This is a genomic window from Frankia torreyi, from assembly GCF_000948395.1.
Classification (GTDB): Bacteria; Actinomycetota; Actinomycetes; order Frankiales; family Frankiaceae; genus Frankia; species Frankia torreyi.
The window spans coordinates 1-21,441 of record NZ_JYFN01000018.1 but is presented as its reverse complement, the minus strand read 5'-3'; the positions used below and the strand labels follow the sequence as shown (position 1 = coordinate 21,441).

15 protein-coding genes and 2 pseudogenes are annotated in these 21,441 nt (G+C 73.4%); 6 read left to right on the top strand and 11 right to left on the bottom strand.

The window, feature by feature from the left end; translation table 11 throughout:
- Positions 1–15: 15 nt before the first annotated feature.
- On the bottom strand, positions 16–3,081 hold the full coding sequence (locus tag FF36_RS13070; protein WP_044885334.1) for a UPF0182 family membrane protein: 3,066 nt from the start codon (positions 3,079–3,081) through the stop codon (positions 16–18).
- A 159-nt stretch (positions 3,082–3,240) separates the two neighbouring features.
- Between FF36_RS13070 and FF36_RS13065 the strand changes: the two genes are divergently transcribed.
- Positions 3,241–3,747 (top strand): PPA1309 family protein, encoded by a 507-nt coding sequence (locus FF36_RS13065; protein WP_041939808.1) that lies wholly within the window; start codon positions 3,241–3,243, stop codon positions 3,745–3,747.
- Between the two features lie 125 nt (positions 3,748–3,872).
- On the opposite strand, the gene FF36_RS13060 is transcribed toward FF36_RS13065, so the two are convergent.
- The 3 genes from FF36_RS13060 to FF36_RS13050 form a co-directional block, all read right to left on the bottom strand.
- A complete protein-coding gene (locus tag FF36_RS13060; RefSeq protein WP_044885333.1) occupies positions 3,873–4,913 on the bottom strand; it encodes a YlbL family protein in 1,041 nt (346 codons plus the stop codon).
- A 90-nt stretch (positions 4,914–5,003) separates the two neighbouring features.
- Entirely contained in the window at positions 5,004–5,402 is a 399-nt protein-coding gene (locus FF36_RS13055) for a hypothetical protein (protein WP_044885332.1), read from the bottom strand.
- Positions 5,403–5,461: 59 nt separating this feature from the next.
- On the bottom strand, positions 5,462–5,959 hold the full coding sequence (locus FF36_RS13050) for a molybdenum cofactor biosynthesis protein MoaE (RefSeq protein WP_370657216.1): 498 nt from the start codon (positions 5,957–5,959) through the stop codon (positions 5,462–5,464).
- 223 nt (positions 5,960–6,182) lie between these two features.
- Here FF36_RS13050 and FF36_RS13045 point away from each other — a divergent pair.
- The 3 genes and pseudogenes from FF36_RS13045 to FF36_RS13035 all read left to right on the top strand — a co-directional run.
- Positions 6,183–7,566, top strand: a pseudogene (locus tag FF36_RS13045) (zinc-dependent metalloprotease); the annotation flags it as partial.
- A gap of 298 nt (positions 7,567–7,864) precedes the next feature.
- The gene (locus FF36_RS13040) at positions 7,865–9,103 is read left to right on the top strand and encodes a ThiF family adenylyltransferase (protein ID WP_044885330.1); all 1,239 of its coding nucleotides are present in this window, start codon (positions 7,865–7,867) and stop codon (positions 9,101–9,103) included.
- 121 nt (positions 9,104–9,224) lie between these two features.
- Positions 9,225–10,658: pseudogene (locus tag FF36_RS13035) on the top strand (ABC1 kinase family protein); the annotation flags it as partial.
- A gap of 601 nt (positions 10,659–11,259) precedes the next feature.
- On the opposite strand, the gene FF36_RS13030 reads toward FF36_RS13035, so the two are convergent.
- The 4 genes from FF36_RS13030 to FF36_RS13015 form a co-directional block, all read right to left on the bottom strand.
- A complete protein-coding gene (locus FF36_RS13030) occupies positions 11,260–12,789 on the bottom strand; it encodes an alkaline phosphatase family protein (RefSeq protein ID WP_236706081.1) in 1,530 nt (509 codons plus the stop codon).
- A gap of 127 nt (positions 12,790–12,916) precedes the next feature.
- A complete protein-coding gene (locus FF36_RS13025) occupies positions 12,917–13,204 on the bottom strand; it encodes a WhiB family transcriptional regulator (RefSeq protein WP_173402707.1) in 288 nt (95 codons plus the stop codon).
- 106 nt (positions 13,205–13,310) lie between these two features.
- Positions 13,311–13,820: a glycerate kinase gene (locus FF36_RS13020; RefSeq protein ID WP_242419836.1), complete on the bottom strand. Its 510-nt coding sequence runs from the start codon at positions 13,818–13,820 to the stop codon at positions 13,311–13,313.
- A 135-nt stretch (positions 13,821–13,955) separates the two neighbouring features.
- Positions 13,956–16,193, bottom strand: coding sequence for an ATP-dependent DNA helicase UvrD2 (locus FF36_RS13015; RefSeq protein WP_044885327.1), 2,238 nt, complete (start codon positions 16,191–16,193; stop codon positions 13,956–13,958).
- Between the two features lie 95 nt (positions 16,194–16,288).
- On the opposite strand from FF36_RS13015, the gene FF36_RS13010 reads away from it, so the two are divergent.
- A complete protein-coding gene (locus tag FF36_RS13010; RefSeq protein ID WP_044885326.1) occupies positions 16,289–16,528 on the top strand; it encodes a mycoredoxin in 240 nt (79 codons plus the stop codon).
- A 188-nt stretch (positions 16,529–16,716) separates the two neighbouring features.
- Entirely contained in the window at positions 16,717–18,237 is a 1,521-nt protein-coding gene (locus FF36_RS32040; protein ID WP_396230172.1) for a GAF and ANTAR domain-containing protein, read from the top strand.
- Positions 18,238–18,316: 79 nt separating this feature from the next.
- On the opposite strand, the gene FF36_RS12995 is transcribed toward FF36_RS32040, so the two are convergent.
- The 3 genes from FF36_RS12995 to FF36_RS12985 form a co-directional block, all read right to left on the bottom strand.
- On the bottom strand, positions 18,317–19,711 hold the full coding sequence (locus FF36_RS12995; RefSeq protein WP_044885325.1) for a M16 family metallopeptidase: 1,395 nt from the start codon (positions 19,709–19,711) through the stop codon (positions 18,317–18,319).
- Positions 19,708–21,009, bottom strand: coding sequence for a M16 family metallopeptidase (locus FF36_RS12990; protein WP_044885324.1), 1,302 nt, complete (start codon positions 21,007–21,009; stop codon positions 19,708–19,710). Before FF36_RS12990 ends, FF36_RS12995 begins: the two co-directional genes overlap by 4 nt.
- A gap of 188 nt (positions 21,010–21,197) precedes the next feature.
- Positions 21,198–21,441: transposase (locus FF36_RS12985; RefSeq protein WP_206778456.1), on the bottom strand; the 244-nt coding region annotated here is incomplete at both ends.

The following is a 21,441-nucleotide window of genomic DNA, read 5'->3' as shown; positions in this document are numbered from 1 at the left end:
CCCGTTCCGGGAGTATCAGCCGGAGGTGGGCGCCGCCCGTGGCTGCTGTGGCGGACTGCTCGTGGGACCCGCGGAGCCCGCAGGGCGCGCGGGGGCGGCGGTCGGCGACGCGCTGGGCGGCGCGGAGCCGGCGGCGGTGCCGCGAGGTGCGGGCGCGGGCGAGCCGCTCGGCGAGGGGCTCGCGGCCGGCGGGGTCGTCGGTGGGCTGGCGAGAGTCCGCAGCCGGCTCAGCGCGTCGGCCAGGTCGGTCTGCGCCTGGCCGTAGGCGTTGAAGTCCGGCGGGTTCTTGCGCAGGGCGTCCTGACCCGCCTTGTAGGCGCTGTCGGCGGCGTTGACGGCGTCCTGCAGCCCGGACGTCCCGCCCGGTGGAGCGGCGCCCGCGCCGCCGCTCTGCGTAGCACCCTGACCGCCACCGGTGGTCGTGGTGGCTCCGGTACCGGCGCCAGCCGCAGCGGCCCCGGCTCCGGAGCCGAAGACCTTGTCGAGTGCCTCCCCCAGGGATGTGCCGAAGCCGATGCGCTCCCCGAAGGCGGTGGCGATGCCCTGCAGGGTGGGATAGCCCGAGCCGCCGCGGGCCTGGACGTAGTACGGCTCGACGTAGAGCAGCCCGCCCGCGACCGGCAGGGTCAGCAGGTTGCCCTCGATGGTCTGCGAGCCGGCTCCCCGCCACAGGGTCAGCTTGTTCGCGACGTCACCGTTGGCCTCGATCGCGTTCTGCACCTGCACGGGGCCGTTGATCGTGCCCCCGGGCGGGAGTTTGAGCAGGGTGAACTGCCCGTAGTTGGACGGATCGCTGGAGACCGCCATGTAGGCCGCGAGCTTCGACGACCGGGCCGAGATCAGCGGCGACGTCAGGTTGTACGACGGGCCCGAGCGGCCGGGTAGCTGGCTGTAGACGTAGAACGGGGGCTGCGGCTGCCCGCTGCCGTCGGGCGAGTCCGACACCTGCCAGAAGTCCTCCTGCGAGTAGAAGTCCCGCGGGTCGGACACGTGGTACTGGCCGATGAGGTCACGCTGGACCTTGAACAGGTCCTCGGGGTACCGCAGGTGCTCCCTCAGCGACGGCGAGATGTCCCGCTTCGGCTTCACCGTGTCCGGGAAGGCCTTCATCCACGTCCGCAGCACCGGGTCGGACTCGTCCCAGGCGTACAGGGTGACGGTGCCGTTGTAGGCGTCGACGGTCGCCTTCACCGAGTTGCGGATGTAGTTGACCTGGTTCGCGGGCTGCCGGGCCCGGTTGCCGCTCTGCGCGGTCACCGAGTCGGCGGTGACGTTGCCCAGGGTCCGCCGGGCGGAGTAGGGGTAGCCGTCGGACGTGGTGTAGCCGTCCAGAATCCAGGTGACGCGGCCGTCGACGACGGCGGGGTACGGGTCGCCGTCGAGGGTGAGCCAGGGCGCGGCCTTGCTGACCCGGTCCCGCGGGTTGCGCTCGTACAGGATGCGGGAGTTCTTGGTGATGTCGCCGGAGAGCAGCAGGTTCTTCTCGCCGAAGCGCAGCGCGAACAGGGCCTGCCGGAAGGTCGAGCCGATCGAGACCCCGCCGTCGCCGGTGTAGGTGGTCGTGGCCTGGGTGTCCGCCCCGGGGCCGGGTCCGTCGATCTCCACCTGGCGGGTGCCGACGACGGAGTAGTTCGGCGACATCTCGCCGAAGTAGACCCGGTTCTCCTTGACGCCGAAGTCGCCCTCCTGGGGGAGGTTCCGCTCGCCCTGGTCGAAGGCGGGCTGACCCTCGTCCACGGTGTTCGACGGGGCGGCGACGAAGCCCTTGCCGTGGGTGTAGGTGAGGTGCTCGTTGATCCAGTTGCGCTGGTCGACGCCGAGCCCGGCCTGGTTGAGCTCCCGCACGGAGACGACGTAGTCGCGGGTGGTCTTCTTCTTGTCGGCGCCGGTCACGGTGTACCGGTCGACGTCGAGGGTCTTCTCGAACCCGTAGTAGCCGCGGATCTGCTGGAGCTGCTGGAACGTCCGCGACAGCTTGCTCGGGTCGAGCAGGCGGGTGTTGGGCACCGTGCCGGTGTCCGCGGCGACCTGCGAGGCGGTGACATCGGTGCGCGCGGCGTACGGCTGTGGCTTGACGTTCTGGATGCCGTAGGCCGCGCGGGTCGCCGCGATGTTGCGCTCGATGTACGGCTGCTCGCGGGTCGCCTCGTTCGGCCGCACCTGGAACTGCTGGATGAACGCCGGGTAGATGCCGCCGATGACCACCGATGACAGCACGAGGATCCCGGCGCCGAGCAGCGGCAGCGTCCAGCCGCGCTGGAAGATGTTGTAGATGAACAGCACCGCGCAGGCCAGCGAGATGAACAGCAGGATCAGCTTCGCGGGCAGCACGGCGTGGACGTCGGTGTAGGACGCGCCGGTGGCGACGCCGCGCGAGGAGAACACCGAGCCGAACCGGTCGAGGTAGTAGGCCCAGGCCTTGAGCAGCGCGAGCAGTCCGAGCAGCACGGAGATGTGCGCCTTGGCGGCGGGCGTCACCCGCTCCCCCGGCGTCTGCAGCCGGATGCCGCCGAACAGGTAGTGGGTCAGCACGGTGACCAGCAGGGACAGCAGCACGGCGGTCAGCAGGAAGCCGAGCAGGAAACGCTGGAACGGGTACGTGAAGGCGTAGTAGCTGATGTCCCGGTGGAACTGGGGGTCCCGGGTCCCGAACGACTCGCCGTTCACCCACAGCAGCCAGGTCCGCCACCGGCCGGAGGCCGACAGCCCCGCCGCCAGGCCGAACACCGCCGCGATACCGAAGAGGATCAGCTTCATGTACGGCTCGATGGCCGACCGGTAGCGTTCGAGGTTCTGCTGTTCGGTGGAGAGCGGACGCAACTGCGGGCGAAACCGATAACCAAGTACGATGTTGGTCCCGATGACGACGGCCATCACCGCGCCGAAGATGAGGAACAACAGGATCCGGGTGTAGATGACGGTCGTGAAGACCTTGCTGAAATCGACCGAGCGGTAGAACAGCAGGTCCGTGTAGAGCCGCGTGAAGGTGGCGAAGAACGCGATCACGAGGGCGACGGCCAGCAGCACCGGGACGATCACCTTGGCGCGGGTCAGCACCGGGCGGCGACTGGTCGTTGCCACAGTTCCTCCGTGCGGTCAGGACGGTCGGGTGTTCATCGACAAGGGCGGATCCGGGGTTTCCGGACCCACCAGCCGGGCGGTGCCGACGCGAGGGGCGTGTACTGCCCCAGTACGGCAACCTACGCCAGGCACTCAGGGGAGATCGGAGAGGATGGGTTGGTGAGCAGCCCGAACATCACGGAGTTGACCTCCGTCGTACTCGAGGTCGAGCGGCACGTCGCGGACTCCGGCTGGGATCAGCCCAGCCAGGTCTACGCACTCGCCGACACCGCCGATCTGCTGGCGCGGGAACCCGCGCTGGCCCCCCACATCGGGGATTCGCCGCCTGGTTCACTGACCCCGGTCGAGCAGGAGCCGCTGCCGGTGGGCCGGCTCGACGAGGTGCTCGCCGGGATTGGGTGGCCCCCTGAGGTGCTGGGCTGCGTGCTGGTGACCGAGCTCGTCGTTCTCCCGCCGAGCGCGGAGGAGGAGGCGCCGTACTCCGACCACGAGATCGAGTACTGGGCCGCGAACCACCCGGAGCGCCAGGACGTCCGGCTCGCCGTCGGGGTCACCCGCAGCGGGCTGCACGCGTCCTGCCTGCGGGTGCGCGGGGACGACGAGCTCGTCGTCGATCCCGACCTGGCCGACAACCTCGTCGACGGGCTGCTCGCGACGTTCCAGTGACTTCGACCGCCGGGTGGGGCGGCCGGCGACCCGCGTGGCCCGGGGGCCGTCCGCACGCTCCACCCGGCCGGTCCAGACCACCCGGCCGGTCCAGACCACCCGGCCGGTCCCGACGGCCGGACCGCTCAGCAGGACGGCACGCTCGCCGCCGGATTCGTCCGCAGCGCGTCCACCGCCTTCAGGGCGCCGGCCAGGGTGTCGACCTTCACCAGGCGGGGCGCGCGGCCGGAGTCCACCGACAGGGCGTCGGCGCAGTTCGCCGCCGGCACGAGGAAGATCGACGCCCCGGACGCCTTCGCGCCGAGGATCTTCTGCTGAATGCCGCCGATCGGCCCGACCTCGCCTGCCGCCGTGATCGTCCCGGTACCGGCGATGGTCTTCCCCCCGGTGAGTGCCCCGGGAGTGAGGAGATCCACGATGCCCATCGCGAACATCAGCCCGGCGCTCGGGCCGCCGACGTCCGACAGCCGGATCCGGACGGTGAACGGATAGGTCCGCTTCTCGGTCGTGGTGATGCCGATCATGGCCCGGGACGGGTCGTCGGTCGCCGGGCGGGTGGTGATGGTGACGGTGGCCGGCTTGCCACCCCGCTTGTAGGCGATGGTGACGGCCGTCCCGGGGCGGACCTTTCCAACCTGGGCGCGTAGCTGGTCCTGGGTCGTCACGGCGACCCCGTCGACCTGGGTGATGACGTCGCCGGCCACGAGTTTACCGGCGGCGGGCGACCCGTCCGGGATGGTGTAGACGGCGACCGATCGGCCCGTCGCCGCGACGCCGAGCTGGGCGAGCGCGGCCGCCGTGGCCTGGTCCTGCGAGTCCAGCATGGCCTGGGCGTTCTCCTGCTGGACCTGCTCCTGGCTGGAGCCGCGAGGCCGGATGAGCTCGGTGGGGACGACCGCCCGGTCGTCGTCGATCCAGTCCTGCAGGGCGCTGACCAGATTGAGCTTCGGGGTCTCCTCGACCGTGGTCAGCTCGAGCCGACCGGAGGTCGGATAGGTGCGGTGCCCCTCGATCGTGATCAGCCGGGTGCCGTCGACGGCGCCGAGCGTGTCGGTGACCGGCCCGGGGGCCAGGGTGACGAACGGTACCGGCATCCACAGGCCCACGACCAGGAGCACCAACGCCAGTACCGACGCCACCACGAGAGACTGGGTGCGCCGGGCCATGAACGCAGTCTATGTACCGGCCCGCACCCGGTCGGGCCGGCGTCCAGGGCAGGCGACCCTCGCCCCGGACGCCGGAGGTCCGACGCGCGGTCAGGAGGTCTCGGGCGGACGACCCCTGGGCTGGTGCCGCAGCGACGACACGTCGATGGGCACGGTGTCGGCGAAGGGCGACACCTGGGCACCGGTGGCGACACCCAGGTCGTCCAGGTCGTCCAAGCCGGCTAGGTCGTCCAGTTCGCTCGGGGAGAGCGGGGTGTTCGAGGTGAACGGGTCATCGTCCGGAGGCGGTTCGGGGTAGCCGGATTCGTCGAGGTCGGCACCGGTCCGCGTGGCGGACTGGGCGGGTATCGGGCGGGCCAGCGCGGCCATGCTGCGCCGGTAGCCCGCGATGGTGATCATGGCTTCGGAGGTACGGTCCGGCCGGCCGCGCAGGGCGACCCACACGGCCGTCAGGAGCAGGGCGACAGGGGGGATCAACAGGAACCACATGGGAGCCTCGACGTCGAGACGAGTAAGAAGATGACTTATTTCTATCGTAGGTGCCCCGCTCAGCAGGCGCCTACCCATTCAGCCGCGCCATCCTCAAAAACCTGATGTTTCCAAATCGGAACCTGCGCCTTGATGTCATCGATCAGACGACGACAGGCGGCAAATGCCTCCGCCCGGTGGGCCGCCCCCACGGCCACCACGACCGCGGTCTCACCCACCCGTAGGTGCCCCGTGCGGTGGGCCACCGCGATCGCCCGCACCGGCGCGCCGGCCGCCACCTCGGCGGCGACGCGCTCGATCTCGGCGGCCGCCCGCGGATGCGCCTCGTAAGCGAGGTCCGTCACCCCCCGACCGGAGTCATGGTCGCGAACGGTGCCCACGAACAGCGCAATCCCGCCCACGTCCGGGAGCAGGACGGCGGCCATGCACTCGTCCACCGACAACGGGGTGTCACGAATGTCCGCGAGAACGACGCGGGCCGGAGCCCCGGTACCGTGCCCCGCGTCGGAACCGAGATCGGAGCCGAGATCAGAGCCGAGATCGGAGCCGGCGTCCACGGCCGGCTCCCCCGACGCCGGGGACGGCCCGCCCGCCCCGGCGGTCTCGCGCGCCGAGGCACCGGTCGGTGGGACGGGTGCGGGAGAACGCGTCGAGTCCACGTCCACGACCGTAACCGGCCGGGGCGGCCTCCGTTTCGCCCGGCGGCCAGAAAACGCATTACCGTGGGTTCATGTCCCAACCGCGCGTGCGACGCCCCGCTCCCCGATCAGGCCACGTCCGATGAGTGGCGACTTCCCGTTCGGCTTCGCGTCCTCCGGCGGCGGCGAGGAGCCCCGGTCCCCCTTCGGGGGCGGGGGCCCCTTCGGCGGCGGCGCGCCGTTCTTCGCCGAGCTCGAGCGGCTGCTGTCCTGGCAGGGCGGTCCGGTCAACTGGGAGCTGGCCCGGCAGGTGGCGGTGCGCTCCCTGGGCGACGGCGAGTCGAGCGTCCCCATGGGGCAGCAGCACATGGTCGCCGAGGCGCTGCGGATCGCCGACGTCTGGCTCGACCCGGTGACGACCCTGCCCGCCGGCGCGACGACCGCCAGCGCCTGGTCGCGAGTCGAGTGGATCGAGAAGACGCTGCCGGTCTGGAAGACGCTGTGCGACCCGATTGCCGCCAAGGTCGTCGAGGCGATGCGCACGGGGATCTCCAGCGGGCTGAGCCAGCTCGGCGGGGGTGGCGTCGAGCTGCCCAGCGAGCTGCGTGACGCCCTGCCGCCCGGGGTCGATCTCAGCGCCCTGATGGGGGCCGGTGGACCGATCATGCAGATGATGAACCAGGTCGGCGGCATGCTCTTCGGCGCGCAGGTGGGGCAGGCGATCGGCACCCTGGCCGCGGAGGTCGTCTCGTCGACCGAGGTTGGCCTGCCTCTCGGGCCGGCCGGGACGGCCGCGCTGGTCCCGGCGGGGGTCACCGCGTTCGGGTCCGGGCTGGAGATCCCCGAGGACGAGGTGCGCATCTACCTCGCGCTGCGGGAGGCCGCCTCCACCAGGCTGTTCGCGCATGTGCCCTGGTTGCGCGCCCACGTGCTCGGCGCGGTCGAGGAGTACGCCCGCGGCATCGCGGTGGACACCGAGGCCGTCGGCCGGGTGATGCGGATGGTCGACCCGACCGCCCTGATGAACCCGGAGCGGTTGTCCGAGGCGCTCGGCGAGGACGTGTTCAACGACGCGACCACGCCCGAGCAGAAGGCGGCGCTGGCCCGCCTCGAGCTGATCCTCGCCCTCATCGAGGGCTGGGTGGACCACGTGACCGACGCCGCGGCCACCGGCCATCTGCCGGCCGCCGGCCGGCTGCGCGAGATGGTCCGGCGCCGGCGTGCCGAGGGCGGGCCCGGTGAGCAGACCTTCTCCACGCTGGTCGGGCTCTCCCTGCGCCCGCGCAAGCTACGCGAGGCCGCCGCGCTGTGGGCGGCGCTGGCCGAGGCCCGCGGGCGGGAGGGGCGCGACGCGGTGTGGGCGCATCCCGACCTGCTGCCCACGGCGGCCGACCTGGCCGCGCCGGACGGCTTCGTCACCGGCGCGTCGGCCAGCGTCCTGGACGATCCGATCGGCGAGATCGAGAAGCTGCGCGACACGCCGCCCGCCGAGGGCGGCGGGAAGTCCCCCGGCGGCCCCACCGACANGCCGGACNCCCCCGGTGGCTCGGACCCCGGCACCGCGAGCTGACCGTGACCCGCTGAATCCGGCGGCGACGCGACCGCGCCCTGCCCCGCCGGGCCAGCCGGCGCCGAGCCGGTGTGGACGAGGCACGCTCGGACCACGCACGATCCACAGGGCGGTCCACAGCCTCTCCACAGCCGCCGGCGCGGTCTCGCGTTCTGTCGGACCCGCATGACACGGTGGGGATCAACCGGCCCGCTGGCCGGTCATCCTGATCCGCGTCCGGTGGCTTCGGCCGCCGGCGGACCTGCGGGGGATCCATGCGCCCGATCCTCAAGCCTGGCCTTCGTCGGCTCTGGCACAACAGCTCCACCCTGCAACTCGGCATCGACCCGGCCCGCGCCGTCCTCGTCACCGACCTCGGTCCGCCGCACGCGGCCCTGCTGGACGCCCTCGACGGCCGGCGCACGTTGGAACAGCTCCGCCTCGACGGCGGCGAGGCCGCGCGCGATCTGCTCGACCTGCTCGGCCGGGCCGGCCTGCTCGACGACGCGGCAACGGCCCCGGGCACGACGCCACTGAGTCCGGCCGACCGCGACCGCCTGTCGCCCGACCTCGCGGCGTTGTCGATCCGCTCCGCCGATCCGGCCCGCCCCCGCCGGGTGCTCGCCGCGCGCCGCGCCGCCCGGGTGCTCGTGCGGGGTGCCGGGCGGGTCGGCGCGCAGATCTCGACCCTGCTCGCCGCGGCCGGGGTCGGCCGGGTCGTGGTCGACGACGCGGAGGTGACGACGGCCGCCGACGTGTCCCCGGGCGGGCTGCGGCTGGACGACGTCGGCCGGCCCCGGGCTCTCGCCGCGGGGACGGCGATGACCCGGGTGCGCCGACAGGCCGATCGGCGCCCCGGTCTCGGCGCGGCCGGCTCCGCATCCCTGCCGCCCCCCGGGCGCGGCAACGGACCGGGGGTGGATGCCTTCGACGCGGATCTGATCGTGCTGGCCCCGGTCGGCCCGCCGACCGTAGCGCCCGGTGCCTGCCTGGACCTCGAACGCCGCGGGACCGCTCATCTGCTGGCCGGGGTGCGCGAGACGACGGGGATCGTCGGCCCGCTCGTCGTGCCGGCCGCAACGGCCTGCCTGCACTGTCAGCACCTGCACCGGCACGCCCGCGATCCGGTCTGGCCGATGCTGGCGATGCAGTTGGTCCGCCCGCGCCCGGCCGGCCACGACCCGTGCGAGATCACCCTCGCCAGCCTCGTTGCCGCGATCGCCGCCATGCAGGCGCTGGCCTTCCTGGACCTCGCCGTCCCGCCGTCGCCCGACCCTGGCCCAGGCTTTCACCAGTCCGACAACACGGACTTGCCCCACGCACCCGCAAGCACCAAAGATGAGATGTTCGACACGCCAAACGCCACTCCGAAGATCCTTCCGGTAACGGCGGACGGGGCGTTGGAGCTCGCCCTGCCGGACTGGCGCCTCCGCCGGCGAAGCTGGCCGGTGCACCCCAACTGTCCCTGCCGCACCGCCCGATCCGCAGCGGTGCAGGCTGGCACCGATGCCTGAGATCCGGGTGCCGGATGCCCGCGCGCCGGCAGCGGTGCCCGGGCTCGGCGGCGGCAACATCGCCACGACCACTACCCACGGTCGGCGCCCCTCACGCCTCGGAACAGGGCACGATGGAGCGGTGTCCGACATCCCACGGCGGGCCGTCGTCCGCACCGCCAAACTGGCAACGCTCCCGATCGGAATCGCCGGCCGAGCCACGCTCGGCGTCGGCAAGCGGATCGGCGGCCGTCCCGCGGAAGCCGTCGCCTCCGAACTCCAGCAGCGCACCGCCGCGCAGATCTTCCGCGTCCTCGGGGAGCTCAAGGGCGGCGCGATGAAACTCGGCCAGGCGCTGTCCGTGTTCGAGGCGGCCCTGCCCGACGAGGTCGCCGCGCCGTACCGGGCCGCGCTGACCAAGCTCCAGGAGGCGGCGCCCCCGCTGCCGGCATCCGTGGTCCACCGCGTCCTCGCCGAGGAGCTCGGGGCGGACTGGCGGTCGTTGTTCGTCGAGTTCGACGACGCGCCGGCCGCGGCGGCGAGCATCGGCCAGGTTCACCGGGCGGTGTGGTCGGATGGCCGGCCAGTCGCGGTCAAGGTGCAGTACCCGGGGGCCGGGCCGGCCCTGGTCGCCGACCTCACCCAGCTCGGGCGGGCGGCCCGGCTGTTCAGCGCGGTGACTCCGGGGCTGGACATCAAGCCGCTGGTCGAGGAGCTCAAGGCCAGGATCACCGAGGAGCTCGACTACCGGCTGGAGGCGGCCTGGCAGTCGGCCTTCGCACAGGCGTACGCCGACGACCCGGACATCGTCGTCCCGCGCCCGCTGGCCGGCTCGGACCGGGTGCTGGTCAGCGAGTGGATCGACGGGGTCCCCCTGTCCGCCATCATCGCCGACGGCTCCACCGAGCAGCGCGACGCCGCCGGCCTGCTGCTCGTGCGGTTCCTCTACTCGTGTCCCGGGCGCGCCGGCCTGCTGCACGCCGACCCTCATCCGGGGAACTTCCGCCTGCTGCCCGACGGCCGGCTCGGCGTGTTGGACTTCGGCGCCGTGAACCGCCTGCCTGGAGGGCTTCCCGCCCCGATCGGCCGGCTGGCCCGCCAGACCCTGGCCGGCGACGCGGAGGCGGTGGCCGCCGGCCTGCGCGACGAGGGGTTCATTCCCCCGTCCGCCGAGATCGACGCCGACGACCTGCTCGACTACCTCGCGCCGATGCTGGCGCCGATCGCCGAGCAGGAGTTCACCTTCTCCCGAGCCTGGCTGCGCAAGGAGGCGGCACGCCTGAGCGACTGGCGCTCCGCCGCGGCGCAGCTCGGCCGCCAGCTCAACCTCCCGCCGTCGTACCTGCTCATCCACCGGGTCACCCTCGGCGCGATCGGGATCCTCTGCCAGCTCGGCAGCACCGGCCACTTCCGCGCCGAGATGGAACGCTGGCAGCCGGGGTTCGCCGAGCCCGATTCCGCGGCCGCCCTGGCCGCCGAGGAGGCCAACCACCCGGACCGGACACTGCCCGTCCTGGCGGTCCGGGACGAGGCCGGGGTCATCCGGCCGCTGCCGGGCCCGGTCGTGCTGCCCGGGNCCCCGACCGCCGGCCGCACCCGCCGAACCTCCAGGACCGCGAAGACCCCGAAGCCAGGGCGAGCCGCAAAGCCGGCGCGGACCACGAAGCCCGAACCGGTCACACAGCCCGAACCGGTCACACAGCCCGAACCGGCCACAAAGGCTGAACCAGCCACAAAGGCTGAACCAGCCACGAAGCCGGAGCCAGCCACGAAGGTGCGGGCCGATCAACGGATCGACCGACCGACCAAGGCGGCGACGAAGGGCGGCGCGCCGCGACGCGCCCCGGCGGCCACGCGCGCCACGAAGCCTGCCGGCGATCCGGTGCCTCAGCCCATTCCCGTAGCCGACGCGGTACCCACGCAGGCCGAACCCGACGAGACGAGCCGGCCGGCCCGGTCATCACGGCGCGCCGCCAGGACCGCCGTCTCCCCCGCGACCGACCCCCCAGGCGCATCCGCAGCGCCCGGCCCCCGTCGCGCCGCGGGCCGGGCACGGGCAGCTCCCCCTCGCCAGATCCCCCGGGACGAGACGCCCTCGGACTCGATCACTGCCGAAGACTGACCCTCACGCCAGCGTCGCTAGCTGCGGTTCTGCGGAGCCTGGTCACCCGACCGACCTACATCGCGTCCGGGGTGAGACCGTCGAGAGCGGACTCGCCGAGGTAGAGGAAGCCGTAGCCCTCGTCGCGGAACCGGACCCCGGCGGCGCGCAGGGCGTCGCCCCAGTCGCCGCGGCAGGCCGGGTCCGCCGCCTCCGAGCCGTGGTCGGCGGTCAGCAGGATCGCGGTCTCGGCCAGCAGGCCACGCTCGGCGAGCAGATCGAGGAAGCCACCGAGGCGGGCATCTGCGTCCCGCAGCGCGGCGCGGGACTGTTCCGAGTAGGGACCGCCGCCGTGATGGCCGGTGTCGGTGACCGTGGTGTTCCACCACATGACGTCGGGTGGGGTAGTGCCCGGCGCCCAGAGCTGGATGACCTGGGCGAAGCCCAGCGCGTCCACCCGGGTGGACCAGGCGTAGTCGGAGCTCTCCTGGACCCAGCGCGCGCTGGCGTGCGGGTCGCCCTCGGCCGGCGGCAGGTAGTCGCCCATGTCGCCGGCTCCACCGGCGTTGCCGGCCGCCCGGACCAGGCCGAACGTCGAGTAGTGCGCGCCCCGGTCGACGGGCTCGTTCACGCAGGCGCTGACCGCGCCGGGGCGCTGGCGGGCGATGGCCTCGAAGAGCGTCTCGACGCCGTCGCGGAGCTGCTCGCAGGCGGCGTGCCAGGTCTTCACGTCGTTGACGATCACCTGGCGGCCGGTGGCCCGGTCGAAGTAGACGTTGTGGAGGATGCCGTGCCGGCCCGGCCCGACACCGGTCAGCGCCGACGTGTGATTGGTCAGCGTCACGCTGGGGAACTCGGCGATCGCCCCACCGGTCAGCGCGGTCCCCTCGGCCAGCAGGCGGGCGACGTTCGGCAGTTCGCCGGTCTGGGCTAGGTGCAGCAGGTCGTTGCTGTTCGCGCCATCCCACAGCAGGCCGACGACGTGGCGCGCGCCCGGACCGGCGAGCTGGGTCAGCGGCGTGCCCTCGGCGTCGGGCAGGGTGACGCCGGCCAGCGCGGCGAGGGTGGGTGCGACGTCGATGATCCGCGCCGCGCCGGGCCGCAGCCCCCGGACGCGCACGCCGGGGCCGGACAGCACCAGCGGGGCTCGGGACTGGCCGGCGTTGAGCGAGCCGTGCTCGCCGAGGTGCCCGCCGCGCTCGGGCCAGTAGTGCCGCGGGGTGTGCACGACGATCAGGTCGGGCGACCGGGTCGCGTCCCCGAACGCGGACAGCAGCCGGCGACCGGCGAAGGGGTAGGCGTCGCGTTCGTTCGGCGGCGACGGATCCGCCAGCGCCGCGGCCAGGGGCACCCCGTGCATCGGGTCCTGGCAGGCCAGCGGATGCCGCCCGAAGCGGACCTCCCAGGGGCCGTCCGGATCGGTCACCGGCAGCCGGGCCGAGCCGTCGGCGTTGGCCACGTAGAGCCAGCCGGCATCCACCCAGGCGGCGAGGTCCACGATCTCGGCCAGGTCGGGGCTGGTGAGGGCGGCGACGGCGAGAGACAGGTCGTCGGACCCGACCGGTTCCGGCGCCACCCCCGGCGCCGTTCCCGTTCCGGTCGACATCGGATATACACGCTCGCTGCTGGGCACGCCGGAACAGTACCGGTGCCGACGGGAGCACTGAAAGAAATCAACGGCCAACGGCGGCGGGCGGGACGCCGACAAACCGGTGTCCCGCCCGCCGCGCCCGTCAGGCCGCGACCTCCTCCGGGCGGACCTTGCGCGGCCGGCCGCGGGGCCGCTTGCGGGGGACGACGGTGCCGGTCACGACCAGCTCGCCACCCCACACCCCCCACGGCTCGGCCCGGTCGAGGGCCGCGGCCAGGCACGCCACCCGGACCGGGCAGGTACGGCAGACCGCCTTGGCGGTCTCCACGTCCGCCGGGGACTCAGCGAAGAACATCTCAGGATCGACGTCCCAGCAGGGCAGGACCAGCCGATCCCGCTCGATCCGGGAGACGATCGAGTGATCGAACACCGGTGTCACCTCCGACACGGGTAGGTCTTCGAGCGGATAGAAGGAGCAAAACGACAAAGGCCGCGATCCCCATGGGGATCGCGGCCTCGGCGTCGGCTCCGCGGAACTAGTCCGGGAGCGGATCGCGAGCGGATCCCGAGATGAGGTGACGGTCTGCGTGCTCGGACGCCTGGGCCGCGGCGGAGGCCGTGTTCCAGGACGACGCCGGGTTCCCGGACATGGCGAGCCGACGCGTCGGCTCGCCGGCCGGACGATCGGCGATCGCGGTGAACCCGCCCAGGCCGAGGACCGTGCCCGAGACGCCGGCGGCGGGCGCACCCGTCCCCTGGGCCTCGGTGCCATGGCAGGCCGCCAGCACACGGACGTCCGCCACGAAGAGGGCGCCGACCGTGCTGACCACGCCGGACCGGCCGAGACGGCCGACCGCGCCGAGAACACCTAGGCCGAGAGCTGGGCTGCCGAGGGCGGCTTTACCGGGGGCGGCTTGGCCGAGAACGACGGACGCCTCGACGACGGCCGGCACGGGCTCGACGGCACCGCTGGCCGACGGGCCGGGCCGATATCCCCGGGGACGGGCGATCTCGGTGCCGGCCTGGTCCATCACGATGCTGAGCACAGCGAGATCACCTCCTTCTCGGGAAGCCATGGAGCGCAGCCGTTCCAGGGCCTGCGTCGGGCGTCGTGGGTAACGGTAGAAGGTCGCCACGCGAACCTCAACGTATTTTCTGTGTCGCGTGTCGGACACCCGCAGTTACGAGGGCTCGTGTGTGGGCGTCGGCGGGGTGCGCCCGGCGACGAGGTCGAGCACCGCCTGCCCGTAGCGGTCGAGCTTGGCCTGGCCGATCCCGGGGATCCGGACGAGCTCCGGGACCGAGCGCGGCCGGCATTCGGCGAGCGCCTGCAGAGTCGCGTCGGTGAAGATCACAAAGACGGGCATGTGCAGCTCCCGCGCGGTGGCCGCGCGCCACGCCCGCAGCCGCTCGTACAGCGCCGCGTCGACGTCGCCGGGGCAGCCCTCGCAGCGCCCGATCCTGGCCTGGGCGCCGGTCAGGGCCCGCCCGCAGACCCGGCAGCGCACCGCCGAGCGTCCCCGGCCCGGCCCGCCGCCGGCGCCGGTCTCCTCCGTCGCCCCCTGGCGCCCCGCCGCGCCGCCGGCCCCCCCTGTGGTGCCAGTCCCCGCTGGACTGCCAGGCCCCTTCAGTCCGCCGGCCCCGGGGCCACCCCGCCCGCCGGCGGCCGGGACGAGGCCACGGCGCGCCGGCCGCAGATCGTCGAGGAAGCGGGACGGGCGCCGCGAGCGCCGGCCGTCGGCACGGGCCAAGGCCCAGGACAACACGAGGTGAGTACGGGCCCGCGTCACGCCCACGTAGAGCAGGCGGCGTTCCTCGGCGATCTGCTCGGCGGTCTTCGCGTGGACGAGCGGCAGCGTGCCGTCGGTCAGCCCCACGAGGAACACCGCGTCCCATTCCAGGCCCTTCGCGGCGTGCAGCGTGGACAGCGTCACCCCCTCCACGGTGGGCTGGTGCTCGTGGGTGACGCGATCGCCGAGCTCGGCGACGAACTCGGCGAGGCCCGCCTGCGGGGAACGGGCGGCGAGGTCGACGGCGAGGCGGTGCAGGGCGGCGAGGTTCTCCCACTGCTCCCGCTCCGCGCCGGACCCGGCCGACGGCCGATCCGCCCGCCAGTGCAACGCGCCGAGGATGTCCGCGACGGTGTCGGCGAGCCCGGCGGGCCGGTCGGTGTCGGCCGAGCGCAGGGCGGCCCGCAACAGCCGCAGCGCCGCGACCACCTCGGGCCGGGCGAAGAACTTCTCGCCGCCGCGGACGAGGTAGGCGACGCCGGCCGCGCCGATCGCGGCCTCGTAGGCCTCGGACTGGGCGTTGATCCGGTACAGCACGGCGATGCGGCTGGCCGGCGTCCCGCGGGCGATCAGCGTGCGGATGCGGCTGGCGACGGCGGCGGCCTCGTCCGCCTCGCTGTCGCACTCCAGCCAGACCGGCGGCGGGCCGTCGGGCGCCGCGGCGACGAGCCTCGTGCCGGGCGCGGCCTGCACGAGCCGGTTCGCCAGCCCCACGACCTGCGGGGTCGACCGGTAGTCCCGCACGAGCCGGACGACCGCCGCGTCCGGGTGGCGGCGGGGGAAGTCGAGCAGGTAGCGAGGCGAGGCACCGGCGAACGAGTAGATGGTCTGGTGCGGATCACCGACGACGCAGAGGCTGTCGCGCTCACCGAGCCAGGCCTCGAGCACGCGCTGCTGCAACGCGTTGACGTCCTGGTACTCGTCGACGACGAGGTGGCGGTACCGGGAGCGGACCTCGGTGGCGACCCAGTCGTGCTCCTCGATCATGGCCGCGGTGAGCAGCAGCAGATCCTCCATGTCGACGACGCCGGCCTCCCGCTTGACCTCCTCGTACGCGGCGTAGAGCCGGGCGACGGTCTGCGCCGGGGTGGCGGTCTCCCGGCCGCCGGCCGCCGCCAGCCGGGCGTAGTCCGCGGGCGCGACGAGGCTGGCCTTGGCCCACTCGACCTCGGCGGTCAGGTCCCGCAGCTCGGCGCGGTCCGGGCTCAGCCGCAGGCGCCCCGCGGCGCGCACCATGTTGGGGATCTTGCTGGACTCGAGTCGGGGCAGCGGTCCGCCGGCCACGGCCGGCCAGAAGTGCTGCAACTGCCGCAGGGCCGCCGAATGGAACGTGCGTGCCTGCACACCGGGCACACCCATGGCCCGCAACCGGCCGCGCAGCTCCCCCGCCGCCCTGGTCGTGAAGCTCACGGCGAGGATCTGGCCGGGGCCAACCCCCCGGTCCACGACCATGTGGGCGATTCTGTGCGTGATGGTGCGCGTCTTGCCCGTACCAGCACCGGCGAGGATGCAGACCGGTCCCAGGGGGGCGTCAGCCGCGGCCCGTTGCTCGGGATCGAGCTGGGCCAGCAGGTCCCCGGCCCCGGGGGAGGCGGCGGCCCGCGCGGCGGGGCCAGGCGATCCGGACATCCCCCGACACGGTAGTCCCCACCCGCGCCGGGAAGCGTCGCAGGCACGACGCTGTTACACCGACCGTTGCGTCCCAGTGGCTTGGAGGCCCTTTCGTGCTCACGATCTACACGACTTCCTGGTGCGGCTACTGCGTTCGGCTGAAGAGCCAACTCGACCGCGCCGGGCTGGAGTACAGGACCGTTGATATCGAGAACGACCCGACAGCAGAGCAACTTGTCCGCGATGCGAACAACGGGAACGCGACCGTACCGACCGTGCTCTTTCCCGATGGCACTGTGATGACGAACCCTAGCGTCCGCCAGGTCACTGAGAAGGTCACTTCTGCCGCATAACGGATACGTAGAGCAACGACATCCCGGGATTTCTTACCTTCCCACCGCACACGCGGCCGGCTCGTGGGACGGTGTCCGTCACTGCCCGTGAAGTTTGTGGGAGAGTTCGGCCTGTGTCGTCAGCACCTTCAGAACAGGCGTGGAGCACCGTCGATGCCGCGCTGCGGGCCGTTCGCGCCCTGGACCGGATGGAGACAGCCTGTTTCGTCGTGGTATCTGCGACGACTGCGAGCTATCTCCGTGTGACCGGAACCTTCGCCGATCTCGGCGAGGGAACCCACTATCCCCGGGCGGACAGCGTCATCGCCCGCATGCTCGACGGTGCGCCCGCGGCGGCGACCGGAGTCGGCCCGGGGCATCCCGCGGCCGACACGGCCGAGCATCGCCAACTGGGGGTGCACAGCTATCTCGCGATGCCGGTGATCCCCACGGACGGCCGACTACTCGGTTTTCTCGTCGGTCTGGACCACGGTGAGGTGAGCGTGTCAGCCGACACACTGGCCCTGGTCCGGGCAATCGCGGACGCCCTCGCGGCCACGGGCGACATCCCCTCGCCACCCCCGCCGGCCGTCTCGCCCAACGGACCGCGGCCCGGCGATCACTCCCGGGAGGCCGGCGGCTCCGGCGACCACGCCTTGGTCGGCACACCGGACGAGGAACGTCCGGCCCAGGCGGCACCTGCGGCCCGGCCCGGTGCCGCGGCACCCAGCACAGCCGCAGCACCCAGCGGCGAAGGGTCACCAGGCGGCGAGGGGCCGACGCACGCCGAGGGGCCGACGCACGCCGAGGGGCCGAGAGGCGCCGAGGGGCCGGCGGGCGAGCAAGGGGCTCACGGTCCTGCCGCGACGTCCCCGCCGCCACCGGCCGGCACCTCCCGACCGCCCGGGAGTGCGCCGCCGGGGCCCGTGGACGGGCCGGAGCCCGCCGCGGTCCCACCGACCCCCCCGCGGCCACCTGGCCGGGTGCCGACGCCCCAGGCCCTCGCGCGGGGGGTCCGCCCCGGACCGCCCGGCCGGGCCGGTCCGCCGCGACCGGCTCCGCCGCCCGCGCCCGGCGGCGGCACCGGCCCGGCGGGGACCGGCGCCGCGGGGACCGGTGCCGCGGGGACCGGTGCCGCGGGGACCGGTGCCGCCAAACCCGCTCCGGCCGTCTCCCGGCGTTCGACCGCGGACATGCGGCTGCGGCGGACGCCCGCCGGTTGGGTCGTGGAGGGTCCGGGGGCGGAGGTCCGCCCGGTCGGTGATCTCATCTCCGCGATGGTTCTCGCCGACCTGCTGGCCGAGGACCTCGCCCCACCCGGCCGCCCACGCCGAGCGGAGCGTGACCTTGGGGAGATCGAGCAGCTCCGGCTGTCCGTCGTCCAGCTCGAGCACGCCCTGGCGTCCCGGGTGATCGTCGAACAGGCCATCGGCGTGCTGGCGGAACGCAATCAGATCCGGCCGCGGGAGGCGTTCGAGAGGTTGCGGCGCACGGCCCGAGGCATGGGCCGTCGCGTCCATGACCTGGCCCGACAGGTCGTCGATTCGGTCGGCGACCCGCGAGCGGTGCTTCCGGGCGAGCTCGGTGGCCGGGGCCCGGCCGGCGGCGGTCCTGGCGGCGGCGGTCCGGGGCATGGTGGCGGGGGCCCCGCGGGCGCGACGCCGGGACCGGGGTCGGGCGGGGGCGCGCCTCGCCCGACGCCGCCGCGGTCCACCTCCGGCCGGCGCTGACGCGACGCCGGTCGGGCGAGCGCTCAGCGCCGCCCGGCAGGCTGGCGCGCCTCGCCCGACCGGGGCTCGGCGAACCGCGTCAGGACTCGATCAGCCCGAGGGCCCCCACCGCCCGGACGATCTTGGCCTTGTCGCCGACGAGCACCGTGATCAGTCCGGTGGGCGCCAGCAGGTCGGCCGCGACGGCCTGAACGTCGGCGGCCGTCACCTCGGCCAGCGCCCGCGGGTGGTCGCGCAGGTACTCCACGCCGATGCCGACGCCGGCCAGCGCGGACAGCGTCGAGGCGAGCCCCGCGGCGGTGGCGCTGCCGATGGCGAGCGTGCCGACGGCGTACTGGCGGGCCGCGTCGAGCTCGTCCTGCGTCGGCGGGAGCACCGCCAGCCGCCCGAGCTCGTAGAGGATCTCCAGCAGGGCCGGGCCGGTCACCTCGGTGGCGACGTCCGCGGCGACGGTGAAGCGCGATCCGACCTGGTAGTGGTCGATCGAGCTGCGCGGCGAGTACGTGTAGCCCTTGTCCTCGCGGATGTTGTTGACCAGCCGGGAGCTGAAGTACCCACCGAAGATCGTGCTGGCCAGCCGCTGCGCCGGGTAACCGGGGGCGGACCGGTCCAGGGCTGCCCCGCCGAGGCGGATGTTCGTCTGCACCGCGCCGGGGCGGTCCACGATGACGATCGGGCCGCGGTGCAGCTCGGGTAGCGGCGGTGCGCTCGACGCGGGCCGCCCCGACCAGTCCCCGAGCGCCGCGGTGACCGCCGCCAGCGCCCGCTCGGGCGACACGTCGCCGACGAGGGTGAGGATGGCCCCCGCCGGCGAGACCCGTTCGGCGTGCAGGCCGCGCACGTCCGCCGCGCCGACCTGCCCGACCACGTCCGGGTCGGGGATGGCGGTGGCGTAGGGGTGGTCGCCGAACAGCCGCTCGAGCAGGGCCTCGCGGGCGATCACGGCGGGCTGGCTACGGGCGACCGCGGTGTCCTCGACGATCCGGTCGCGCTCGCCGGCGACCTCGTCGTCGGGAAAGGTGGCGCCGAGCAGCACGTCGGCCATGATCTCCAGCAGCGGCTCGAGGTTCGCCGCGAGCGCGGAGCCGACGACGGCGAGCCGGTCGCTGTCGACCCCCGTCGACAGCGAGCCGCCGAGGCGCTGGACCTCCGTGGCGAGCCCCACCCGGTTGAGCCGCCGCGACCCGGTGAACAGGGTCTCCGCCAGCACCTCGGCGCGGGCCTGGTACACGGGCCCGCGCCCGGCGAACGGGATGCGCAGCCGCACCTCGACGATCGGCACGCTGCCCCGCTGCACCACCAGCACCCGCAGGCCGTTGGCGAGGGTGCGGTCGGTGACGGCGGGCAGCGCCGCCGGCTCGGTCGGCCGGACGGCGGGGATCACGCCCGCCGGGGCGGCCGGGGTGGCGGTGGCCGCCGGCGGCGCCGAACGCGCGGAGTTCGTCGATGTCGAGGTCACAGCACTCCCGATCATGAGGCGGCGCCGGCATGCAGCTCCAGGACCGAACGGCCCTGGTCGAGCAGGGAACCGGCGGCGGCGGCGACCGCCGCGCCGGTGACGGCCGACAGCTCCGCCGGCAGTTCGTTCACCAGCTCGGGCCGGCCGCGGTGCAGCTCGTGCACGGCCATGGCCAGCCCACGGCCGAGGGCGTCGTCGGCCTCGCGCAGCAGCGAGGAGGCCACCCGGGCCTGCACCCGCTCCAGCTCGCCGTCCTCCAGTCCGTCCCCCGCGAGCCGGGCGAGCTCCTCGTCGACGGCCGCGAGGACCACGTCGGCGCTGGACTCCTCGGACTGGCGGGCCTCCAGAGTGAGCAACAGCGGGTCGCGCTGGTCGAACGGATTGCCGAACGCGCCCAGGTAGGTGCTGACCCCGATCACCGAGCGGTCCTTCTGGACCAGACGGCGCTCCAGACGGCTGGCATCGCCGTCGCTGAGCACCTCGGTCAGCAGGTAGTAGGCGAGGTAGGCGGGCAGGTCGGCGATCGGGTCGGGGACGCGGTAGCCGACCGCGAGCGCCGCGCGGGGAGCGAGCGGGTCGGTGAGGACCGCCCGGCGCTCCGCCGCGGGCACCGGCTCCGCGAAGCTCGCCCGCGGCGGCACCGCGCGGGCGGGGATGTCGCCGAAGTACCGGTTGACGAAGGTCAGCGCCTCGCCGGAGTCGAAGTCGCCGACGATGGTAAGCACGGCGTTACCGGGGGCGTAGTACTTGTCGAAGAAGTCCTCCGCGTCGTCGAGGCTGGCCGCCGCCAACTCGGAGAAATCCCCGTAGCCGTTGTGCGCGTTGGGAAAGGTGTCGAACGCCACCGGCGGCAGTTTGATCCAGGGAAATCCGCCGTACGGCCGGTTGAGGACGTTGACCCGGATCTCCTCCTGCACCACGGCGATCTGGTTGTCGAGGTTCTGCCGGGTGATCTTGGGCGCCCGCATCCGGTCCGCCTCGAGGAACAGGGCCAGTTCGAGCGCCCCGGCCGGCAGCAGCTCGAAATAGTCCGTGTAGTCGGGGTGCGTGGAGCCGTTGAAGATTCCACCGGCGGCCTGGACGTGCTTGGGATGTTCCGCCTTCCCCACGTTCGCGCTGCCCTGGAACATCAGGTGCTCGAACAGGTGAGCGAAACCGGTGCGGCCTTCGGGCTCGGACCGGAAGCCCACGTCGTAGTGCACGGAGACGGCCACCACCGGCGCCGTGCGGTCGGGAGCGAGCAGGACCCGCAGGCCGTTGTCGAGCCGAGTCCGCTCGATCGGATAGGAGGATGCCGGCAGGGCCGACCTCACCGCGGCGGCGCCGACCGGACCGGGTTCTCTAGGCGAGGACACAGTTGCCAACGCTACTGCCCGCCGGCCCGGCCCGGTGGCGAAGAAGGCCACCGGCCGGCTTTGCGCCCTCCGCCGACTCTGCTGCTTAATTCGGGGTTTGGGTTGCGAGTTGGTGGCTGAGGCGGGTGAGTCTGCTGGTGCGGGGNGTGAAGGCCGGTTGGTCGGGGTTCCCGTGGGCGTCGAGGCGGATGATGTTGACCGCGGTGGCGGAGAAGGCGTGTTGGAGGCGGGTCTTGGGCAGGCCGCGGTAGCGGGCGTTGCGCAGACCGGTGACGTCGAGGGCCTGGTTGATGGTGCCCTCGATCCCGGCGCGCAGGGCGTACCTGGTCTTCCAGGTGTCGGTGGCCTGCTCGGCGCGGGCGGCGGCGAGGGTCTCGTGGAGTTCTCGGG

Coding starts and splice junctions, on each gene's coding strand:
- FF36_RS13060 (WP_044885333.1), bottom strand. CDS start 4,913: ATGGCCCGGCGCACCCAGTCTCTCGTGGTGGCGTCGGTACTGGCGTTG.
- FF36_RS13015 (WP_044885327.1), bottom strand. CDS start 16,193: ATGTCCGGATCGCCTGGCCCCGCCGCGCGGGCCGCCGCCTCCCCCGGG.
- FF36_RS13040 (WP_044885330.1), top strand. CDS start 7,865: ATGCGCCCGATCCTCAAGCCTGGCCTTCGTCGGCTCTGGCACAACAGC.
- FF36_RS13055 (WP_044885332.1), bottom strand. CDS start 5,402: ATGTGGTTCCTGTTGATCCCCCCTGTCGCCCTGCTCCTGACGGCCGTG.
- FF36_RS13030 (WP_236706081.1), bottom strand. CDS start 12,789: ATGTCGACCGGAACGGGAACGGCGCCGGGGGTGGCGCCGGAACCGGTC.
- FF36_RS12995 (WP_044885325.1), bottom strand. CDS start 19,711: ATGATCGGGAGTGCTGTGACCTCGACATCGACGAACTCCGCGCGTTCG.
- FF36_RS32040 (WP_396230172.1), top strand. CDS start 16,717: ATGGAGACAGCCTGTTTCGTCGTGGTATCTGCGACGACTGCGAGCTAT.